The sequence below is a fragment of the Streptomyces durocortorensis genome (genome assembly GCF_031760065.1).
Classification (GTDB): domain Bacteria; phylum Actinomycetota; class Actinomycetes; order Streptomycetales; family Streptomycetaceae; genus Streptomyces.
Genome location: NZ_CP134500.1, coordinates 5,079,527 through 5,093,819, shown reverse-complemented (window position 1 = coordinate 5,093,819; position 14,293 = coordinate 5,079,527). Strand labels below are relative to the sequence as shown.

The 14,293-nt window shown below is 72.5% G+C and carries 15 protein-coding genes and 1 pseudogene; 8 read left to right on the top strand and 8 right to left on the bottom strand.

The annotated features are described in order from the left end of the window. The first annotated feature begins 79 nt into the window (after window positions 1-79). A complete protein-coding gene (locus tag RI138_RS22710) occupies window positions 80-745 on the top strand; it encodes an O-methyltransferase (RefSeq protein ID WP_096626978.1) in 666 nt (221 codons plus the stop codon). 128 nt (window positions 746-873) lie between these two features. Here the strand turns inward: RI138_RS22710 and RI138_RS22705 are convergent, their stop codons facing one another. Further along, on the bottom strand, window positions 874-1,041 hold the full coding sequence (locus tag RI138_RS22705; protein WP_003966491.1) for a DUF3117 domain-containing protein: 168 nt from the start codon (window positions 1,039-1,041) through the stop codon (window positions 874-876). A 315-nt stretch (window positions 1,042-1,356) separates the two neighbouring features. Between RI138_RS22705 and chcB the strand changes: the two genes are divergently transcribed. Further along, complete coding sequence (gene chcB, locus RI138_RS22700; protein WP_096626977.1) at window positions 1,357-2,169, top strand: 2-cyclohexenylcarbonyl CoA isomerase; 813 nt, start codon at window positions 1,357-1,359, stop codon at window positions 2,167-2,169. Window positions 2,170-2,198: 29 nt separating this feature from the next. Here the strand turns inward: chcB and RI138_RS22695 are convergent, their stop codons facing one another. After that, window positions 2,199-2,795 (bottom strand): DNA-3-methyladenine glycosylase I, encoded by a 597-nt coding sequence (locus RI138_RS22695; protein ID WP_311121398.1) that lies wholly within the window; start codon window positions 2,793-2,795, stop codon window positions 2,199-2,201. After that, a complete protein-coding gene (locus RI138_RS22690) occupies window positions 2,792-3,199 on the bottom strand; it encodes a cell division protein DivIVA (RefSeq protein WP_311121397.1) in 408 nt (135 codons plus the stop codon). Before RI138_RS22690 ends, RI138_RS22695 begins: the two co-directional genes overlap by 4 nt. 128 nt (window positions 3,200-3,327) lie before the next feature. Here RI138_RS22690 and folP point away from each other — a divergent pair, with 128 nt between their 5' ends. Continuing rightward, on the top strand, window positions 3,328-4,200 hold the full coding sequence (folP, locus tag RI138_RS22685; RefSeq protein WP_096626974.1) for a dihydropteroate synthase: 873 nt from the start codon (window positions 3,328-3,330) through the stop codon (window positions 4,198-4,200). A gap of 145 nt (window positions 4,201-4,345) precedes the next feature. Here folP and RI138_RS22680 read toward each other — a convergent pair whose 3' ends face one another. Both RI138_RS22680 and dapE read right to left on the bottom strand, forming a co-directional pair. Beyond that, the gene (locus RI138_RS22680) at window positions 4,346-5,131 is read right to left on the bottom strand and encodes an LOG family protein (RefSeq protein ID WP_096626973.1); all 786 of its coding nucleotides are present in this window, start codon (window positions 5,129-5,131) and stop codon (window positions 4,346-4,348) included. Window positions 5,132-5,242: 111 nt separating this feature from the next. Next, complete coding sequence (gene dapE / locus RI138_RS22675; protein ID WP_096626972.1) at window positions 5,243-6,322, bottom strand: succinyl-diaminopimelate desuccinylase; 1,080 nt, start codon at window positions 6,320-6,322, stop codon at window positions 5,243-5,245. A 61-nt stretch (window positions 6,323-6,383) separates the two neighbouring features. Here dapE and RI138_RS22670 point away from each other — a divergent pair, with 61 nt between their 5' ends. Continuing rightward, window positions 6,384-7,313, top strand: a complete 930-nt coding sequence (locus RI138_RS22670) for a hypothetical protein (RefSeq protein WP_311121396.1) — start codon at window positions 6,384-6,386, stop codon at window positions 7,311-7,313. A 290-nt stretch (window positions 7,314-7,603) separates the two neighbouring features. Further along, window positions 7,604-8,095, top strand: a complete 492-nt coding sequence (locus RI138_RS22665) for an ATP-binding protein (RefSeq protein WP_311121395.1) — start codon at window positions 7,604-7,606, stop codon at window positions 8,093-8,095. Between the two features lie 86 nt (window positions 8,096-8,181). Here the strand turns inward: RI138_RS22665 and dapC are convergent, their stop codons facing one another. Together dapC and fdxA are read right to left on the bottom strand one after the other, a co-directional pair. Next, window positions 8,182-9,276, bottom strand: a complete 1,095-nt coding sequence (gene dapC, locus RI138_RS22660; protein ID WP_311121394.1) for a succinyldiaminopimelate transaminase — start codon at window positions 9,274-9,276, stop codon at window positions 8,182-8,184. Between the two features lie 133 nt (window positions 9,277-9,409). Then, a complete protein-coding gene (gene fdxA / locus RI138_RS22655) occupies window positions 9,410-9,730 on the bottom strand; it encodes a ferredoxin (RefSeq protein ID WP_003966501.1) in 321 nt (106 codons plus the stop codon). A 117-nt stretch (window positions 9,731-9,847) separates the two neighbouring features. Between fdxA and RI138_RS22650 the strand changes: the two genes are divergently transcribed. From RI138_RS22650 to RI138_RS22640, 3 genes are all read left to right on the top strand, one after another. Next, complete coding sequence (locus tag RI138_RS22650; RefSeq protein ID WP_311121393.1) at window positions 9,848-10,843, top strand: GNAT family N-acetyltransferase; 996 nt, start codon at window positions 9,848-9,850, stop codon at window positions 10,841-10,843. Window positions 10,844-10,911: 68 nt separating this feature from the next. Beyond that, window positions 10,912-11,793 carry a transglutaminase-like domain-containing protein gene (locus tag RI138_RS22645; RefSeq protein ID WP_311121392.1) on the top strand — a complete coding sequence of 294 codons (882 nt, stop codon included), beginning with the start codon at window positions 10,912-10,914 and terminating at the stop codon, window positions 11,791-11,793. A 212-nt stretch (window positions 11,794-12,005) separates the two neighbouring features. After that, window positions 12,006-12,623 (top strand): response regulator transcription factor, encoded by a 618-nt coding sequence (locus RI138_RS22640; RefSeq protein WP_311121391.1) that lies wholly within the window; start codon window positions 12,006-12,008, stop codon window positions 12,621-12,623. A gap of 324 nt (window positions 12,624-12,947) precedes the next feature. Here RI138_RS22640 and RI138_RS32420 read toward each other — a convergent pair. Continuing rightward, window positions 12,948-13,493, bottom strand: a pseudogene (locus tag RI138_RS32420) (ATP-binding cassette domain-containing protein); the annotation flags it as partial. Window positions 13,494-14,293 lie beyond the last annotated feature (800 nt).

Here is a 14,293-nt window from a genome sequence, read left to right as displayed (position 1 = left end):
GGTCGCTGCGCTTTCCCCACTCCTTGCACAACGCCCGGTCCCATCTGCGGGTTCCCGGGTCCAGCGGATACAGTCACCGTTGCGCCAACTACGGGGACAGGAGAGGGTCATTACCGCCAACCGGCAGACGAGCTGGGCGTTCGCCGACGCCTTTGTCGCCGAGGACGAAGCCCTGCACCGGGCCCGGGAACGGGCCCGCGAGCTGGGGCTCCGCTCGGTGTCACCGGGCACCGGCGCCGCGCTGCGCCTGCTGGCCGCCGCCGCGGACGCCAAGGCGGTGGCGGAGATCGGCACGGGCACGGGTGTGTCCGGCATCTATCTGCTGCACGGCATGCGGCCGGACGGCGTCCTGACCACGGTGGACCCCGAGCCCGAGCGCCAGCAGTTCGCCCGGGAGGCGTTCCGCGAGGCGGGCTTCGCCACCAACCGGGCCCGGTTCATCCCCGGCCGCGCCCTGGACGTCCTGCCCCGGCTCGCGGACGGCGGTTACGACCTCGTCTTCTGCGACGGCGACCGGCTGGAGAGCCTCGACGTGCTCGCTGAATCGTTGCGCCTGCTGCGGCCCGGCGGCCTGGTCTGTTTCGAGGGCGTCTTCGCGGACGGCCGCACGGTCGACTCCGCCGCCCAGCCCGCCGAAGTGCTGCGGCTGCGGGACCTGCTGCGGGCGGTGCGGGAGAGCCAGGAGCTGATGTCGACCCTGCTGCCGGTCGGCGACGGCCTGCTCTGCGCGGTCCGGCGCGGCTGACCCCGTACGCCCGGGTGTTCCCTGTCGTTCCCCGGTGTTCCCGTACGGCCCCGGAACGCACCGCTGCCCCGGTACGGCATCCGTGGATGCCGTACCGGGGCAGCGGTGAAGGTGATGGGCGTTCCGCGTCAGCCGACGACCTTCTTCAGCGCGTCGCCGAGGGCATCGGCCTCGTCCGGAGTCAGCTCGACAACAAGCCGACCGCCGCCTTCGAGCGGAACGCGCATGACGATGCCCCGCCCCTCCTTTGTCACCTCGAGCGGGCCGTCGCCCGTCCGCGGCTTCATGGCCGCCATGCTCGTTCCCCTTCCTGAAACCAGCTCATCGCAACCGGCGGCCCCATGACAGGCGCTGCCTCACCGGCATCGAACACATTGCTTCTTCGCCATTATCCCGCATCAGGGACCCCGATGACCAACATCGGTCCGCATCGCTTGCGCAACGCGCTCTCGCAAAACCCCCCAATTCGGCGATCCGGCTGCGATACTGCGCCGCCCCGGCCTCCCAGGTGAGAGCCAATTGTTAGACGCAGGTCACATCTCTGCCCCGGTCGGCGTCGGCCATGCTTGCCTCCAGTGGCAACGATGCCCGAGCAGTGAGGGGATACCGGAATGGCCGACGAGCAGGCGAACACCGTTCTGTACGACGTGAGCGAGGGGCTCGCGACGATCACGATCAACCGACCCGACGCGATGAACGCGATGAACACCGCGGCGAAGGTCGCGCTCCGGGACGCGCTGGTGGAGGCGTCGGCGGACGCGGACGTCCGGGCCGTTCTGCTCACGGCCACCGGGCGCGCCTTCTGCGTCGGCCAGGACCTCAAGGAGCACGTCGCCTCGCTCGCGGCGACCCGTGAGTCGGGCAGCGGGAACGCGCTGAGCACGGTACGGGAGCACTACAACCCGATCGTGCGGGCGATCACCGAGATGCCGAAGCCGGTCGTCGCCGGGGTGAACGGCGTCGCGGCCGGGGCCGGGTTCGGTTTCGCTCTGGCGGCCGACTACCGGGTGGTGGCCGACACCGCCTCCTTCAACACCTCGTTCGCGGGCGTCGCGCTGACCGCCGACTCCGGCGTGTCCTGGACGCTGCCCCGGCTGATCGGGCAGAGCCGCGCCGCCGACCTGCTGTTCTTCCCGCGTTCGATCTCCGCCCAGGACGCGTACGAGCTGGGCATCGTCAACCGCGTTGTCCCGGCAGCCGAGCTGGCCGAGCAGGCCGCCTCGGTGGCCCGAACCCTGGCCGACGGGCCCACGGTGGCGTACGCGGCGCTGAAGGAGTCGATGGCCTACGGCGCGGGGCACACGCTCGCCGAGGCGCTGGAGAAGGAGGACGTACTCCAGACCCGGGCGGGCGCGTCGGCGGACCACACCATCGCGGTCGAGGCGTTCCTCGCCAAGGAGAAGCCGGTCTACCTCGGGAAGTAGCCCCTTCCGCCCCGGGGGTCGGTAACCCTTCAGCGAGCCGTGCTGCCGCCGCCGCGCGCCACGCAGTCCGCGAGGTGGTCGTCGACCAGTCCGCACGCCTGCATCAGGGCGTAGGCGGTGGTGGGGCCGACGAAGCGGATCGAGCGCTTCTTCAGCGCCTTGGCCAGCGCGGTGGACTCGGGGGTGACGGCCGGCACGTCCGACAGCGTGCGCGGGGCGGGCCGGCCGGCCGGGTCGGGGGCGTAGGACCAGATCAGCTCGTCCAGCTCCCCGGCCGGCCAGTCGGCGAGCACCTTCGCATTGGCGAGGGTCGCGTCGACCTTGGCCCGGTTGCGGATGATCCCCGGGTCGGCGAGAAGCCGCTCCCGGTCGGCGTCGGTGAACTTCGCGACCGCCCCGATCCGGAATCCCTCGAAGGCGGCACGGAAGGTCTCGCGGCGGCGCAGGATCGTGATCCAGGACAGCCCGGACTGGAAGGCCTCCAGGCAGAGCCGCTCGAACAGGGCGTCGTCGCCGTGGACCGGGCGGCCCCACTCGGTGTCGTGGTAGTCGAGGTAGTCCTCGGCGGACAGGCCCCACGGGCAGCGCAGGCCTCCGTCGGGGGCCGTCACGGCTCCGCCGCTCATCGCTCGTCCCTCTCGGCCGGGTCCGCGCCGCCGTTCTCCCGGCCGCGCGGCTCGGCGGGCCGGTCTCCCGGCTGCTTGAACAGGTCGGTGCCCGTCGACACCGCGGCCGCCTGCACACCGGCCAGGGCGGATTCCAGCTCCGCGATCCGGGAGTCCCGCTCGGCCAGCTCGGCGCCGAGCCGGGACAGCGCCTCGTCGACGTCCGCCATGCGATAGCCGCGCGCGGCCATCGGGAGGCGCAGCCCCTCGACGTCGGCCCGGCCTACCGGGCGGGTCGTGGGCAGCGGATCGGTGAACCGCTCGGGCTCCACGTCCTGGAGCACCGGGCTCCCGCCGCCGCCGACCACCGCGAGGGTGACCGCCGTGACGACCACGACCATCGTGAGCAGCAAGAACCAGAACACGCGTATCTCCCCGGGGGCGGAAACCTCGTCCGGCACCGATCGTGCCACGAGGCACTGACAGCATGCGGCACTGACCGGTCGGGCCGACCGTTAGGGTCGCAGGCGGGCTACTGAGGAGGAAACAGGGGATGCGAAGCGGTGCACTCAGGCTGGGGCGGCGGGAATTCGGTCCGCACGAGCCGGTGATCATGGCGATCGTGAACCGGACCCCGGACTCCTTCTACGACCAGGGCGCCACGTTCCAGGACGAGCCCGCGCTCGCCCGGGTCGAGCAGGCGGTGGCCGAGGGCGCCGCGATCATCGACATCGGCGGTGTGAAGGCGGGTCCCGGCGAGGAGGTGAACGCGGAGGAGGAGGCGCGCCGCACGGTGGGGTTCGTCGCCGAGGTCCGCCGCCGCCACCCGGACGTGGTGATCAGCGTCGACACCTGGCGGCACGAGGTGGGCGAGGCGGTCTGCGAGGCCGGGGCGGACGTGCTGAACGACGCGTGGGGCGGGGTGGACCCGAAGCTCGCGGAGGTCGCGGCGCGGTACGGGGCGGGGCTGGTGTGCACGCACGCGGGCGGCGCGGAGCCGCGGACCCGGCCGCACCGGATCGCGTACGACGATGTGATGGCGGACATCCTGCGGGTGACCGTGGGGCTTGCCGAGCGGGCGGTGGAGCTCGGGGTGCGGCCGGACGGGATCATGATCGACCCGGGTCACGACTTCGGGAAGAACACCCGGCACTCGCTGGAGGCGACGCGGCGGCTCGGGGAGATGGCGGAGACGGGGTGGCCGGTGCTGGTGTCCCTGTCCAACAAGGACTTCGTCGGCGAGACGCTGGACCGGCCGGTGAAGGAGCGGGTCATCGGCACGCTGGCGACGACGGCGGTCTCGGCGTGGCTGGGGGCGCAGGTGTACCGGGTGCATGAGGTGGCGGAGACGCGGCAGGTGCTGGACATGGTGGCGTCGATTGCCGGGCACCGGCCTCCGGCCGTGGCGCGGAGGGGGCTGGCGTAGGGCCTGGCGCCGGGCGCCTGCCCGATGAGCGGGGCCCGGGGCGCTGCCCCTGGGCCCCGCTCCCCAAGCGCCGGAGGGCTGGAGGGCTGGAAAGATGTCCTCAATCGCCGGACGGGCCTGCGTTCTGCCGGGCGGGCTCAGCCGTTCACCGCCCGACCTCCTTCGTCACCAGCATGACCGCCTCCTCCACGTCGTCCGTCACGTGGAAGAGCATCAGGTCCTTGTCCGATGCCTTGCCCTGGGCGACCACCGTGTCGCGGAGCCAGTCGATCAGGCCGCCCCAGTACTCGGTGCCGAAGAGGACGATCGGGAAGCGGGTGACCTTGCCGGTCTGGACGAGGGTCAGCGCCTCGAAGAGCTCGTCCAGAGTGCCGAGGCCGCCGGGGAGGACAACGAAGCCCTGGGCGTACTTCACGAACATCGTCTTGCGGACGAAGAAGTAGCGGAAGTTGACGCCGATGTCGACGTGGGGGTTCAGCCCCGACTCGAAGGGCAGCTCGATGCCGAGGCCGACCGAGACGCCCTTGGCCTCCCGGGCGCCCTTGTTGGCGGCTTCCATCGCGCCCGGGCCGCCGCCGGTGATCACCGCGAAGCCCGCGTCGACCAGGGCCTTGCCGATCGCCACCCCGGCCTCGTAGTCCGGCGACCCGGCGGGCGTGCGGGCCGAGCCGAAGACGCTGATCGCGCTCGGCAGTTCGGCGAGCGCGCCGAAGCCCTCGACGAACTCCGACTGGATGCGCATCACCCGCCAGGGGTCGGTGTGCACCCACTCGGAATCGCCCTCGGAGTCCAGCAGCCGCTGATCGGTCGTGCCGGGCTGGACCTGCTCCCTGCGGCGCAGTACCGGACCCAGCCACTGCTCCTCGGGGGCCACCGCGCCCTCGGGGACCTCCGCACCTTCGGGAATCCGTGCGTCCTCGGCGTTGCCCATGTTCCGCTCCCTCCACCGACCTGCGTCGTGCTGGGTCGTACGTGTCGTGCTGCGTCCGGCCAGCGTAGATCCACGGAGGTTACGCGCGGGGGAATGCCGTGCGTCCGGCGGTCAGCCGGTCAGCCAGGAGCGGAGGCGGTCCTCGCAGTGGGTGATCTTCTCGACCGCCACGTGCTCGTCGCGCTTGTGGGCGTACATCGGGTCGCCGGGGCCGTAGTTCACCGCGGGGACGCCGAGGGCGCCGAAGCGGGAGACGTCGGTCCAGCCGAACTTGGGCCGCGCGGTGCCGCCGACCGCGGTCATGAACGCCTGGGCGGCGGGGTGGGAGAGCCCGGGCATGGCCGCACCGGAGTGGTCGTCGATGACGAACTCGGCAACGCCGCAGTCCGCGAAGACCTCGCGGACGTGGGCGATCGCCTCCTCCTCACTGCGGTCGGGGGCGTAGCGGTAGTTGACGACGACGGTGCAGGCGTCCGGGATGACGTTGGTGGCTACACCGCCCTCGATGCCGACGGCGTTGAGGCCCTCGTGGTATTCGAGGCCGTCGATGACCGGGCGGCGGGGCTCGTACGCGGCGAGGGCCGCCAGGATCGGGGCGGCGGCGTGGACGGCGTTGGAGCCCATCCAGCTGCGCGCGGAGTGTGCCCGCTCCCCCGTCGTACGCAGGTGAACCCGGAGCGTGCCCTGGCAGCCGCCCTCGACCTCGCCGTCGGAGGGCTCCAGGAGGACCGCGAAGTCTCCGGCGAGCCAGTCGGGGTGGGCTTCGGCGATGTGGCCGAGGCCGTTGAGGTGGGCGGCGACTTCTTCGTTGTCGTAGAAGATGAAGGTCAGATCGCGGTTGGGCTCGGGGACCGTCGCGGCGATCCGCAGCTGGACGGCGACGCCGGACTTCATGTCGGAGGTCCCGCAGCCCCAGAGGATGCCGTCCGCGTCGAGCCGCGAGGGGACATTGTCGGCGATCGGCACGGTGTCGATGTGCCCGGCGAGGACGACGCGCTCGGAGCGGCCCAGGTTCGTCCGGGCGACGACGTTGTTGCCGTGCCGGTCGACGGTCAGGTGGGGCAGGGCGCGCAGAGCCGATTCGATCGCGTCGGCGAGGGCCTTCTCCTCCCCGCTGACCGAGGGGAGATCGACGAGCCGGGCGGTGAGCGCGGGTCCGTCCAGAGTGAGGTCAAGCGTGCTGTCGGCCATGGCCCCGACCCTAAGGGACTTGGGTGGAGGCCCCGGCCGGGGCCTCCAGTACCGTGGGCCCGTGCCCAGGACAGCCAGCCCTCGCCGTCGCAGCCGCCTCCTCCGATACGCGGCCGCCTTCGCCGTGCTCGCGGCGCTGGGCGGGTATCTGGCCGTGCAGTACGACTCCTCCGGCTCGAAGAACCAGCCCCGCTGCGTCGTGGAGGCGACGGACGAGGACGGGGGCACCTCGCACAGGTACGAGATGAGCCTCGCCCAGGCCGCGAACGCGGCGACGATCTCGGCGGTCGGCACCACCCGGGGGATGCCGGAGCGGGCGGTCACGATCGCGCTGGCCACCGCGCTCCAGGAGTCCACGCTCCGCAACATCGACTACGGCGACCGGGACTCGGTGGGCCTGTTCCAGCAGCGGCCCTCGCAGGGCTGGGGCACCGTGGAGCAGATCATGGACCCGGTCTACTCGGCCGGGAAGTTCTACGAGCATCTCGCCGAGGTCCCGGGCTATTCGCGCCTCCCGCTGACCGTGGCCGCGCAGCGCGTGCAGCGCAGCGGTTTCCCGCAGGCGTACGCGAAGCACGAGCCGGACGCCGCGCTGCTGGCCGCCGCGCTGACCGGGCGCAAGCCCGCCGTGCTGAACTGCACCCCCTCGACGGCCACCGCGGACGGTCCGGGCGACGCCGCGCAGGTGCGGGCCGAACTGGTGCGCGCCTTCGGGAAGAAGGTGCTGCCCACCGCGAAGGCCGCGGGCGCGTCCGCCTCGGCGACCGTTTCGGTGCCCGTCCCGGCGACGACGGACCGGGCCGGGAGCAAGGCCGCACCGCGCCGCGGGTGGGAGCTGGCGCACTGGGCCGTGGCCCACTCCGAGGCGCTGCGGATCGAGCGGGTGAGCTACGCGGACCGGGTGTGGGACGCCTCTTCGGGCTGGCGGACGGAACGCACGAAGGGTGAGGAACCGGGCACCGCGGCGGTCGCGATCCGGGTCGCCCAGTAGTACGACCTGTCACCCGTACGGGCCTTGGGGGACTTCGCCCCGGACCTTTTCCGCACACCTTTCGACGATGCGCTCGCCCTGCCGTGATCCCCTTGCGCCGCAAGGGAAGTGACGGTTCACCGGACCGCCGCGGAATGCATTGTTTGCCCGGATTCCTCCGCTGCGGATTATCGGACGCATTACTCAGTCTTTACCTTCGGCCACCGCAACTTTCCCCTCCCCCAAGGCGGTTGTCAGTGCGTCCGATCAACGGACAGACACATTCGTGCACACCCCGTCGAAGGAGCATCATGTCTCTCCCCCTGGCCCGTCGGATCGCTCGTACCGCGCTGCTGATCGCCGCAGGTGCAGCCCCCGTGGTCGGTGCGGCCGGTGCCGCGGGCGCCGCAGAGCTCCCGCAGACCCCGAACCTGGGCGGTCTGACCGCACTGGACGGCGCCGGCCTCGGCAACACCGTGGACAGCGCCGCCCAGCAGGGCACCCAGGCCGCCGGTGACACCGGCGGCCGTCTCGTCGGCACCGCCCTGCCGGCCGCGGGCCAGACCGCGGGCAAGACCGCCAGGGTCGCCGCCCCCGCGGCCCAGGAGACCGCGGGCCAGGCCGCGGGCAACGCGGGCGAGGCCGTCGGCGGTGTGACCGACGCCGCCGGGGGTGGCCTGCCCACCGACGCTCTGGGTGGCGGTCTGCCCACCGACGCCGTCACCAAGGGCGGCCTGCCCACCGACGCCCTCGGCGGCGGCCTGCCCACCAACGGCCTGACGGGCGGTCTGCCGGTCGGCTGATTCACCACTCCGTGAACGCGCGGGAGGGCCTGAGGAGTGCGCACCCCTCAGGCCCTCCCGCGTACGCGTAGGTACGTCCAGGTGCGTCAGGACAGCCGCTTGACCGCCGCCGCCACCCGCTCGTCGGTCGCCGTGAAGGCCACCCGGACGAAGTTCTCGCCCGCCGGCCCGTAGAAGTCCCCGGGCGCCACCAGGATGCCCAGCTCCGCGAGGTACGCCACGGTCTGCCAGCACGGCTCGTCGCGGGTGGCCCACAGGTAGAGGCTCGCCTCGCTGTGCTCGATCCGGAAGCCGTGCTCCTCCAGGGCGGCCCGCAGGGCGAGGCGGCGGTCCGCGTAGCGGGCGCGCTGCTCGGCCACGTGCACGTCGTCGCCGAGGGCGGCGACGGTGGCGGCCTGGACGGGGGCGGGAGTCATCATCCCGCCGTGCTTGCGGATCAGCAGCAGCTCACCGAGGACGGCCGCGTCGCCCGCGATGAACGCGGCCCGGTATCCGGCGAGGTTGGAGCGCTTGGAGAGGGAGTGGACGGCGACCAGTCCCGTGCAGTCACCGCCGCAGACGTCCGGGTGGAGCACCGAGACCGGCTCGGCGTCCCAGCCCAGCTCCAGGTAGCACTCGTCGCTGAAGACCAGTACGCCGTGCTCGCGCGCCCAGGCGACGATCCGGGTCAGCTCATCCTTGGCCAGCACCCGCCCGGTCGGGTTGGAGGGCGAGTTGAGCCAGAGCAGCTTCAGCCCCGCCGGGTCCAGCTCGGTCGGGTCGTCGTAGACGACGGGCTCGGCACCGCAGAGCCGGGCGCCGACCTCGTACGTCGGGTAGGCGAGCCGCGGGTAGGCGACCCGGTCTCCCGCGCCGAGGCCGAGCTGCGTCGGCAGCCAGGCCACCAGCTCCTTGGAGCCGACGACCGGCAGCACGTTCGCGTGGGTCACCCCGACCGCCCCGAGGCGGCGCTCCACCCAGCCGGTGAGCGCGTCACGCAGGGCCTCGGTGCCCCAGACCGTCGGATAGCCGGGGCTGTCCGACGCGGCGACGAGCGCCTGCTGGATCAGCTCGGGAACCGGGTCCACCGGGGTGCCGACGGACAGGTCCACCAGACCGTCGGGGTGGGCCTGCGCCGTCGACTTGTACGGCGCGAGCTTGTCCCAGGGGAATGCCGGGAGGCGGGAGGAGACTGCGGACACAGGGCTCTGCTTTCTCGGGCTGTTCATGTACCGGCGGCTGCGTGCGCGGCGACGGCGGCCGTACGGGGATACGCCTCGGTCCCGCACGGTGACTGACCGTACGGGACCGGGCTGCGCACGTGGTGCCGCCGTTCTACTGGTTCTGCGGCGGCAGTCCGGCGACGAACGCGTGGTCGCGCTCGATGAGACCGAGCTTGGAAGCACCGCCCGGCGAACCGAGGTCGTCGAAGAACTCGACGTTCGCCTTGTAGTAGTCCTTCCACTCCTCCGGAGTGTCGTCCTCGTAGAAGATGGCCTCGACCGGGCAGACCGGCTCACAGGCTCCGCAGTCGACGCATTCGTCCGGGTGGATGTACAAGGACCGCTGGCCCTCGTAAATGCAGTCGACGGGGCACTCTTCGATGCAGGCCTTGTCCTTCACGTCGACACAAGGCTGCGCGATGACGTAGGTCACGCTGTCGTTCCTCCTCGGTAGGGCGTTGGCTCTCGCGCGGGAGCGCGGCGTCGTCGATGCCCGCCCCTAGTATCTCCGTTCTCGGGCACGATCCGAACAGGAGGGGCGGACAGAGCTGTGGAATTCACCATCGGCGGACGGCTGGAAGTCCGCATCACACCGGCTGACGTGGGCAAACGCGTGTCCGTGCGGTGCCGGACGGACAGCGCCGGCACGGGCCTGGAGTTCACCGACACGATCGGGGTTCTCACATCATGGAACGGCGGTGTGCTGTCGATCACACGAAAGAGCGGGGAGTCCGTCCACATCGCGGAATCGTCGCTGGTCGCGGGCAAGGTGGTACCCGCCGCGCCGGCCCGCCGGCGGGGCCCCGCCGCCTCCTTCGAGGAGCTGGCGGACGTCACCGCGCGCGCCTGGCAGCCGGTGGAGAGCGAGGCCCTGGGCGACTGGCGGCTGCGCGCCGCCGGGGGCTTCACCCGGCGCGCCAACTCCGCGCTGCCGCTCGGCGATCCGGGTCTGCCGCTCGGCGAGGCGTTCGGACGGGTCGGAAGCTGGTACGAGGAACGGGGCCTGCCCGCGTACATCCAGACGGCGACCGGGGCCGAGGGCACGCAGGAGACGCTGTGCGCGGAGCTGGAGCGGCACGGCTGGCGGCGCGAGGTCTCGGCCGAGGTGCGGATCGCCGCGCTGGCACCCGTCGGCGATCTGGACGCGGACGTTTCGGCGGTGCGGCTGACGCGTGAGCCGGACGCGGCCTGGCTCGCCCGCTACCAGCGCTTCTCGACCCCCGGCCCGCATGTGCTGCGGGTCCTGGGCAGCGGCCCCTCGGTCTGGTTCGCCACGGTCCCGGGCGACGCCGGCGCACCGGACGCGATCGGCAGGTGCGTCGTGGACGGGCGGTGGGCGGGCTTCATGGCCGTCGAGGTCGCCCCGGAGCAGCGGCGGCGGGGGCTGGCCACCACGGTGATGACCGCGCTCGCGCGCCGGGCCCTGGACGAGGGCGCCTCGGCGGCCTGGCTCCAGGTGGAGGAGGACAATGAAGGGGCACGGGCGCTGTACGACGGCATGGGCTTCACGCCGCACCACCGCTATCACCACTTCCGGCCCGCGTAACGGAGACCGGACCCCCTGGCCGGGGCGGGGGAGCCAGCAGCAGGGACGAGCAGGGGCATGGGTCGCATATGAGCGCGCAGGATTCCGGTACGGCCGACCGCCGGCGGCAGTTCGCCGATGAGGCCCGGTCCGAGCGGCCGGATCTGGCGCTGCTCTGTCTGCTGGTGGGCGCGGAGGCGGGCCCGGTCGGCCCCGAGGAACCGCGCCCGGTCGACCCGGGGGAGACTTCCTTGGACCCGCACGGGATCGACACGGCGCAGATCGAACTGGACCGGCTGGCCGGGCTGTTGCCCCACGGCGCCCGCTCCCCCGTCGCCTGGGCCTCGGCGCTGGCCGAACTGCTCGGCGAACGGCACGAGTTCGGCGGGTCGCCGGCGGACTACCAGCGGCTGGAGTCCTCGCTCCTCCAGCAGGTGCTGCGGCGCCGCCGGGGGCTGCCGATCCTGCTCTCGGTGGTCTGGATCGAGGTCGCCCGGCGGGCCGGTGCCCCGGTGTTCGGGGTGGCTCTGCCCGGCCACTTCGTGGTCGGCTTCGGGGACCCGGCACAGCCGGTGCTCGTCGATCCGTTCACCGGGGGCGCGCCGCTGACCGGCCAGGACGCGGACCTCCTGGTCACCGCGGCGACGGGGGCCCCGCTGGAGCCGTCCATGCTGACACCCGCCCGGCCGTTGGAGATCGTGCTGCGGATCCTGAACAACATCAGGGCCTGGGCCGCCGCCCGCCCCGAGCGCACGGATGTGGCCCTCTGGGCGGTGGAGCTCTCGCTGCTGCTGCCCTCGCACCCGGCGCGGCTGCGCTACGAGCGGGCCCAGCTCCTGGTCCAGCGCGGGGAGTTCCAGCGCGGGGCGGCGGAGATGGAGGAGTACGCGGAGGTGCTCGACACCATCGAGCCGACCACGGCCGAGGCGATCCGGCACAAGGCCCAGGCGGCCCGGGCCCTGCTGAACTGAGCCGGTTCCAGCCGTTCCACCACGCCGTGCGCTCCCGCTGTACATCCGGACGCCCCTGTCCGCGCCCATCAGGCACGGGAATCCGCCAATTCGTCGGCGTACCCGAATGCTCATGCGCTCCACTGGAGACCCGTCACTCGACGCGCACACGCCATCGCATTCTGCGATACGCCTGTAGTGCGCGCCAGGAGAGAAATGCCGAGGGCAGCTTGATGACAACCGTTCTGCTGGTCCACACCGTGCCGCTGTGGCGCGCTTCGCTGGCCTCCCTGCTCGGTGCGGGGCAGGGAATAGACGTGACGACGGCTGACCGGGGCGCGATACGTTCGGCATTCGCCGGCGCCGGGCCGGGACCAGGACCGGATGTGCTGCTCACCGACCTCGACTGTCCGAACGCGCTGGACGTCCTGGAGGAGGTGAGGTCGCTGGCCGAACCGCACGGCAGGGGCTGTCCGCTGGCGGTCCTCACCGGCAGCGACCGGCCGCGGGGGCTGCGTCGGGCCTACGAGGCGGGCGCCCGCGGATATATCGACAAGTACCGGCCGGTGGACGACCTCTCCGAAGTCATGCACAAACTGGCCGACGGCGGACGGTATATCGACGAGTCACTTGCGTTCAGCCTGTTACAAGTGGCCGACATGCCCTTATCGCCAAGGGAATTGAGTGTGCTCTCCCTTGCCGAGGGCGGGGAAACCGTCTCCGGTATCGCGCAGCGGCTGCATCTGACCCCCGGCACGGTGCGCAACTACGTCGCCGCCGCCATTCGGAAGTCCGGGGCGCGCAATCGGGTCGACGCCATCAGACGGGCGAAGGAGGCGGGGTGGATATGAACCCGTTCCCGTGGGCCGGCTGTCAGGTTCGCCATTGTTGCGGCGGGGCTCCTCGTCCGGTTCCCAGAGCCCTGCCAGGTCCCGGTAGAGGGCCGAGGTCCGCAGCAGTTCCGCGGAGGTCCCGCAGCGGGTGCGGGGGCCGTCCATCACGAGGATCCGGTCGGCGCGGCGGGCCGAGCTGAGACGGTGGGCGACGACCACAAGGGCGCCCGGCAGCGCGGCGAAGGCGAGCTCGGCGCGGGTCTCGGCGGCCGGGTCCAGGCGGCTGGTCGCCTCGTCGAGCACGATCATGGGCGGGGCCGCCAGATACGCCCGGCCGAGGGCTACCAGCTGACGCTCCCCCTGGGAGAGCCGGTCCGGTTCCAGGTCCGCGTCGAGTGATCCGAGCCGGGAGAGCAGGCAGTCCAGGCCGAGCGCGTCGATCATGGCGGCCATGGACCGGTCATCCGCGCCCGGGCGGAGGTAGCGGAGGTTGTCGCGCAGCGAGCCGGTGAACACGTAGGCGTGCTGGGGCAGCAGGACACGTACGGAGGTGGCGTCGGCCCCTCGCACCGGCCGCCCGTGCCACAGCACCGCGCCTCCGGTCGGCGCCTCCACGCCGGCGAGGACTGCGGCGAGCGTCGACTTGCCGCTGCCGCTCGGCCCGACGACGGCCAGGTGCTCGCCGGGGGCGACGGAGAGGGAGAGCCGGTCCAGCACGGGGTGCGCGGCGGGCCCGTACGCGAAGGTGGCGGCGCGGAGTTCGGCCACGGGGGCGTGGCCCTCCGGAAGCGGTCGAGGGGTGTCGGCCTCGTCCTCGGCCGGGGGCGGCGGCGTGTCCGTGAAGCGGTCCAGGACCACCAGCAGGCGGCCGCCGACCGTGGAGAGCATGGTCATCAGCGCCTGGACCGCCGGAGCCAGCGCCTGGGTGAGGTACGTCAGCGCGCCCACCAGTGCGCCGGACGTAAGGCCGTCGCGGAGCAGCCAAGGAGCGCCGACAAGCAGCAGGAGGGGTGGGAAGCGGCCGCAGACCGCGAGCGCCACCACCCGTACACCGGACCAGCGGGCCAGTGACCGGGCCGCGCGGACCTGGTTCTCGGCCAGGTCCCGGGACTCCGCCACCGTGCGGTCGGCGGCCCCGGCGGCGGCGATGTCCCGCAGGTCGCCGGCGGCCCGGCCCGCGTGGGCCGCGTACGCCTCGTCGGCGGTGAGGTAGTCGCGCTGGCGGGCGGCCATCGGCAGCAGGGTGGCCAGGAAGAGGGCGGCGCCCAGGATCAGCGGGGGCGCCACGATCAGCAGGAGCCTCGGCTCCAGGGCCAGCAGCCCCGCCACGGCCCCGGCCACCGTGAACACGAACGACCGCAGTGTCAGGACGAGTCCGGCCCAGCCGTCCCGGGCGATCTCACTCTGATGGGTGACCTGGGAGAGGGAGCGGGCGGTGGTGCAGGCGGGGTGCGCGAGCGCACCGGAGAGCGCCCGGGACACCGCGCGCCGCACGAGTCCGTCGCGTAGCGGCTCCACCAGGTCCGCCAGGCGTCCGAAGACCCCGCGGGTGGCCAGCTGGGCGGGGAGCACGGCCGCGGCGGCGACGGCCAGCCAGAGGAGGCCGGTGAGCGCGCGTCCGGCGAGGAAGCCGTGGTCGAGGGCCCTGGCGACGCCGTACCCGCCGAGGAAGGTCTGGACGAACTCCA

Bases quoted from the DNA above. Each gene is read 5' to 3' on its own strand.
- RI138_RS22705 (WP_003966491.1), bottom strand. From the start codon at position 1,041: ATGGCGGCCATGAAGCCGCGGACGGGCGACGGCCCGCTCGAGGTGACA.
- chcB (WP_096626977.1), top strand. From the start codon at position 1,357: ATGGCCGACGAGCAGGCGAACACCGTTCTGTACGACGTGAGCGAGGGG.
- RI138_RS22695 (WP_311121398.1), bottom strand. From the start codon at position 2,795: ATGAGCGGCGGAGCCGTGACGGCCCCCGACGGAGGCCTGCGCTGCCCG.
- folP (WP_096626974.1), top strand. From the start codon at position 3,328: ATGCGAAGCGGTGCACTCAGGCTGGGGCGGCGGGAATTCGGTCCGCAC.
- RI138_RS22680 (WP_096626973.1), bottom strand. From the start codon at position 5,131: ATGGGCAACGCCGAGGACGCACGGATTCCCGAAGGTGCGGAGGTCCCC.
- dapE (WP_096626972.1), bottom strand. From the start codon at position 6,322: ATGGCCGACAGCACGCTTGACCTCACTCTGGACGGACCCGCGCTCACC.
- RI138_RS22665 (WP_311121395.1), top strand. From the start codon at position 7,604: ATGTCTCTCCCCCTGGCCCGTCGGATCGCTCGTACCGCGCTGCTGATC.
- RI138_RS22645 (WP_311121392.1), top strand. From the start codon at position 10,912: ATGAGCGCGCAGGATTCCGGTACGGCCGACCGCCGGCGGCAGTTCGCC.
- RI138_RS22640 (WP_311121391.1), top strand. From the start codon at position 12,006: ATGACAACCGTTCTGCTGGTCCACACCGTGCCGCTGTGGCGCGCTTCG.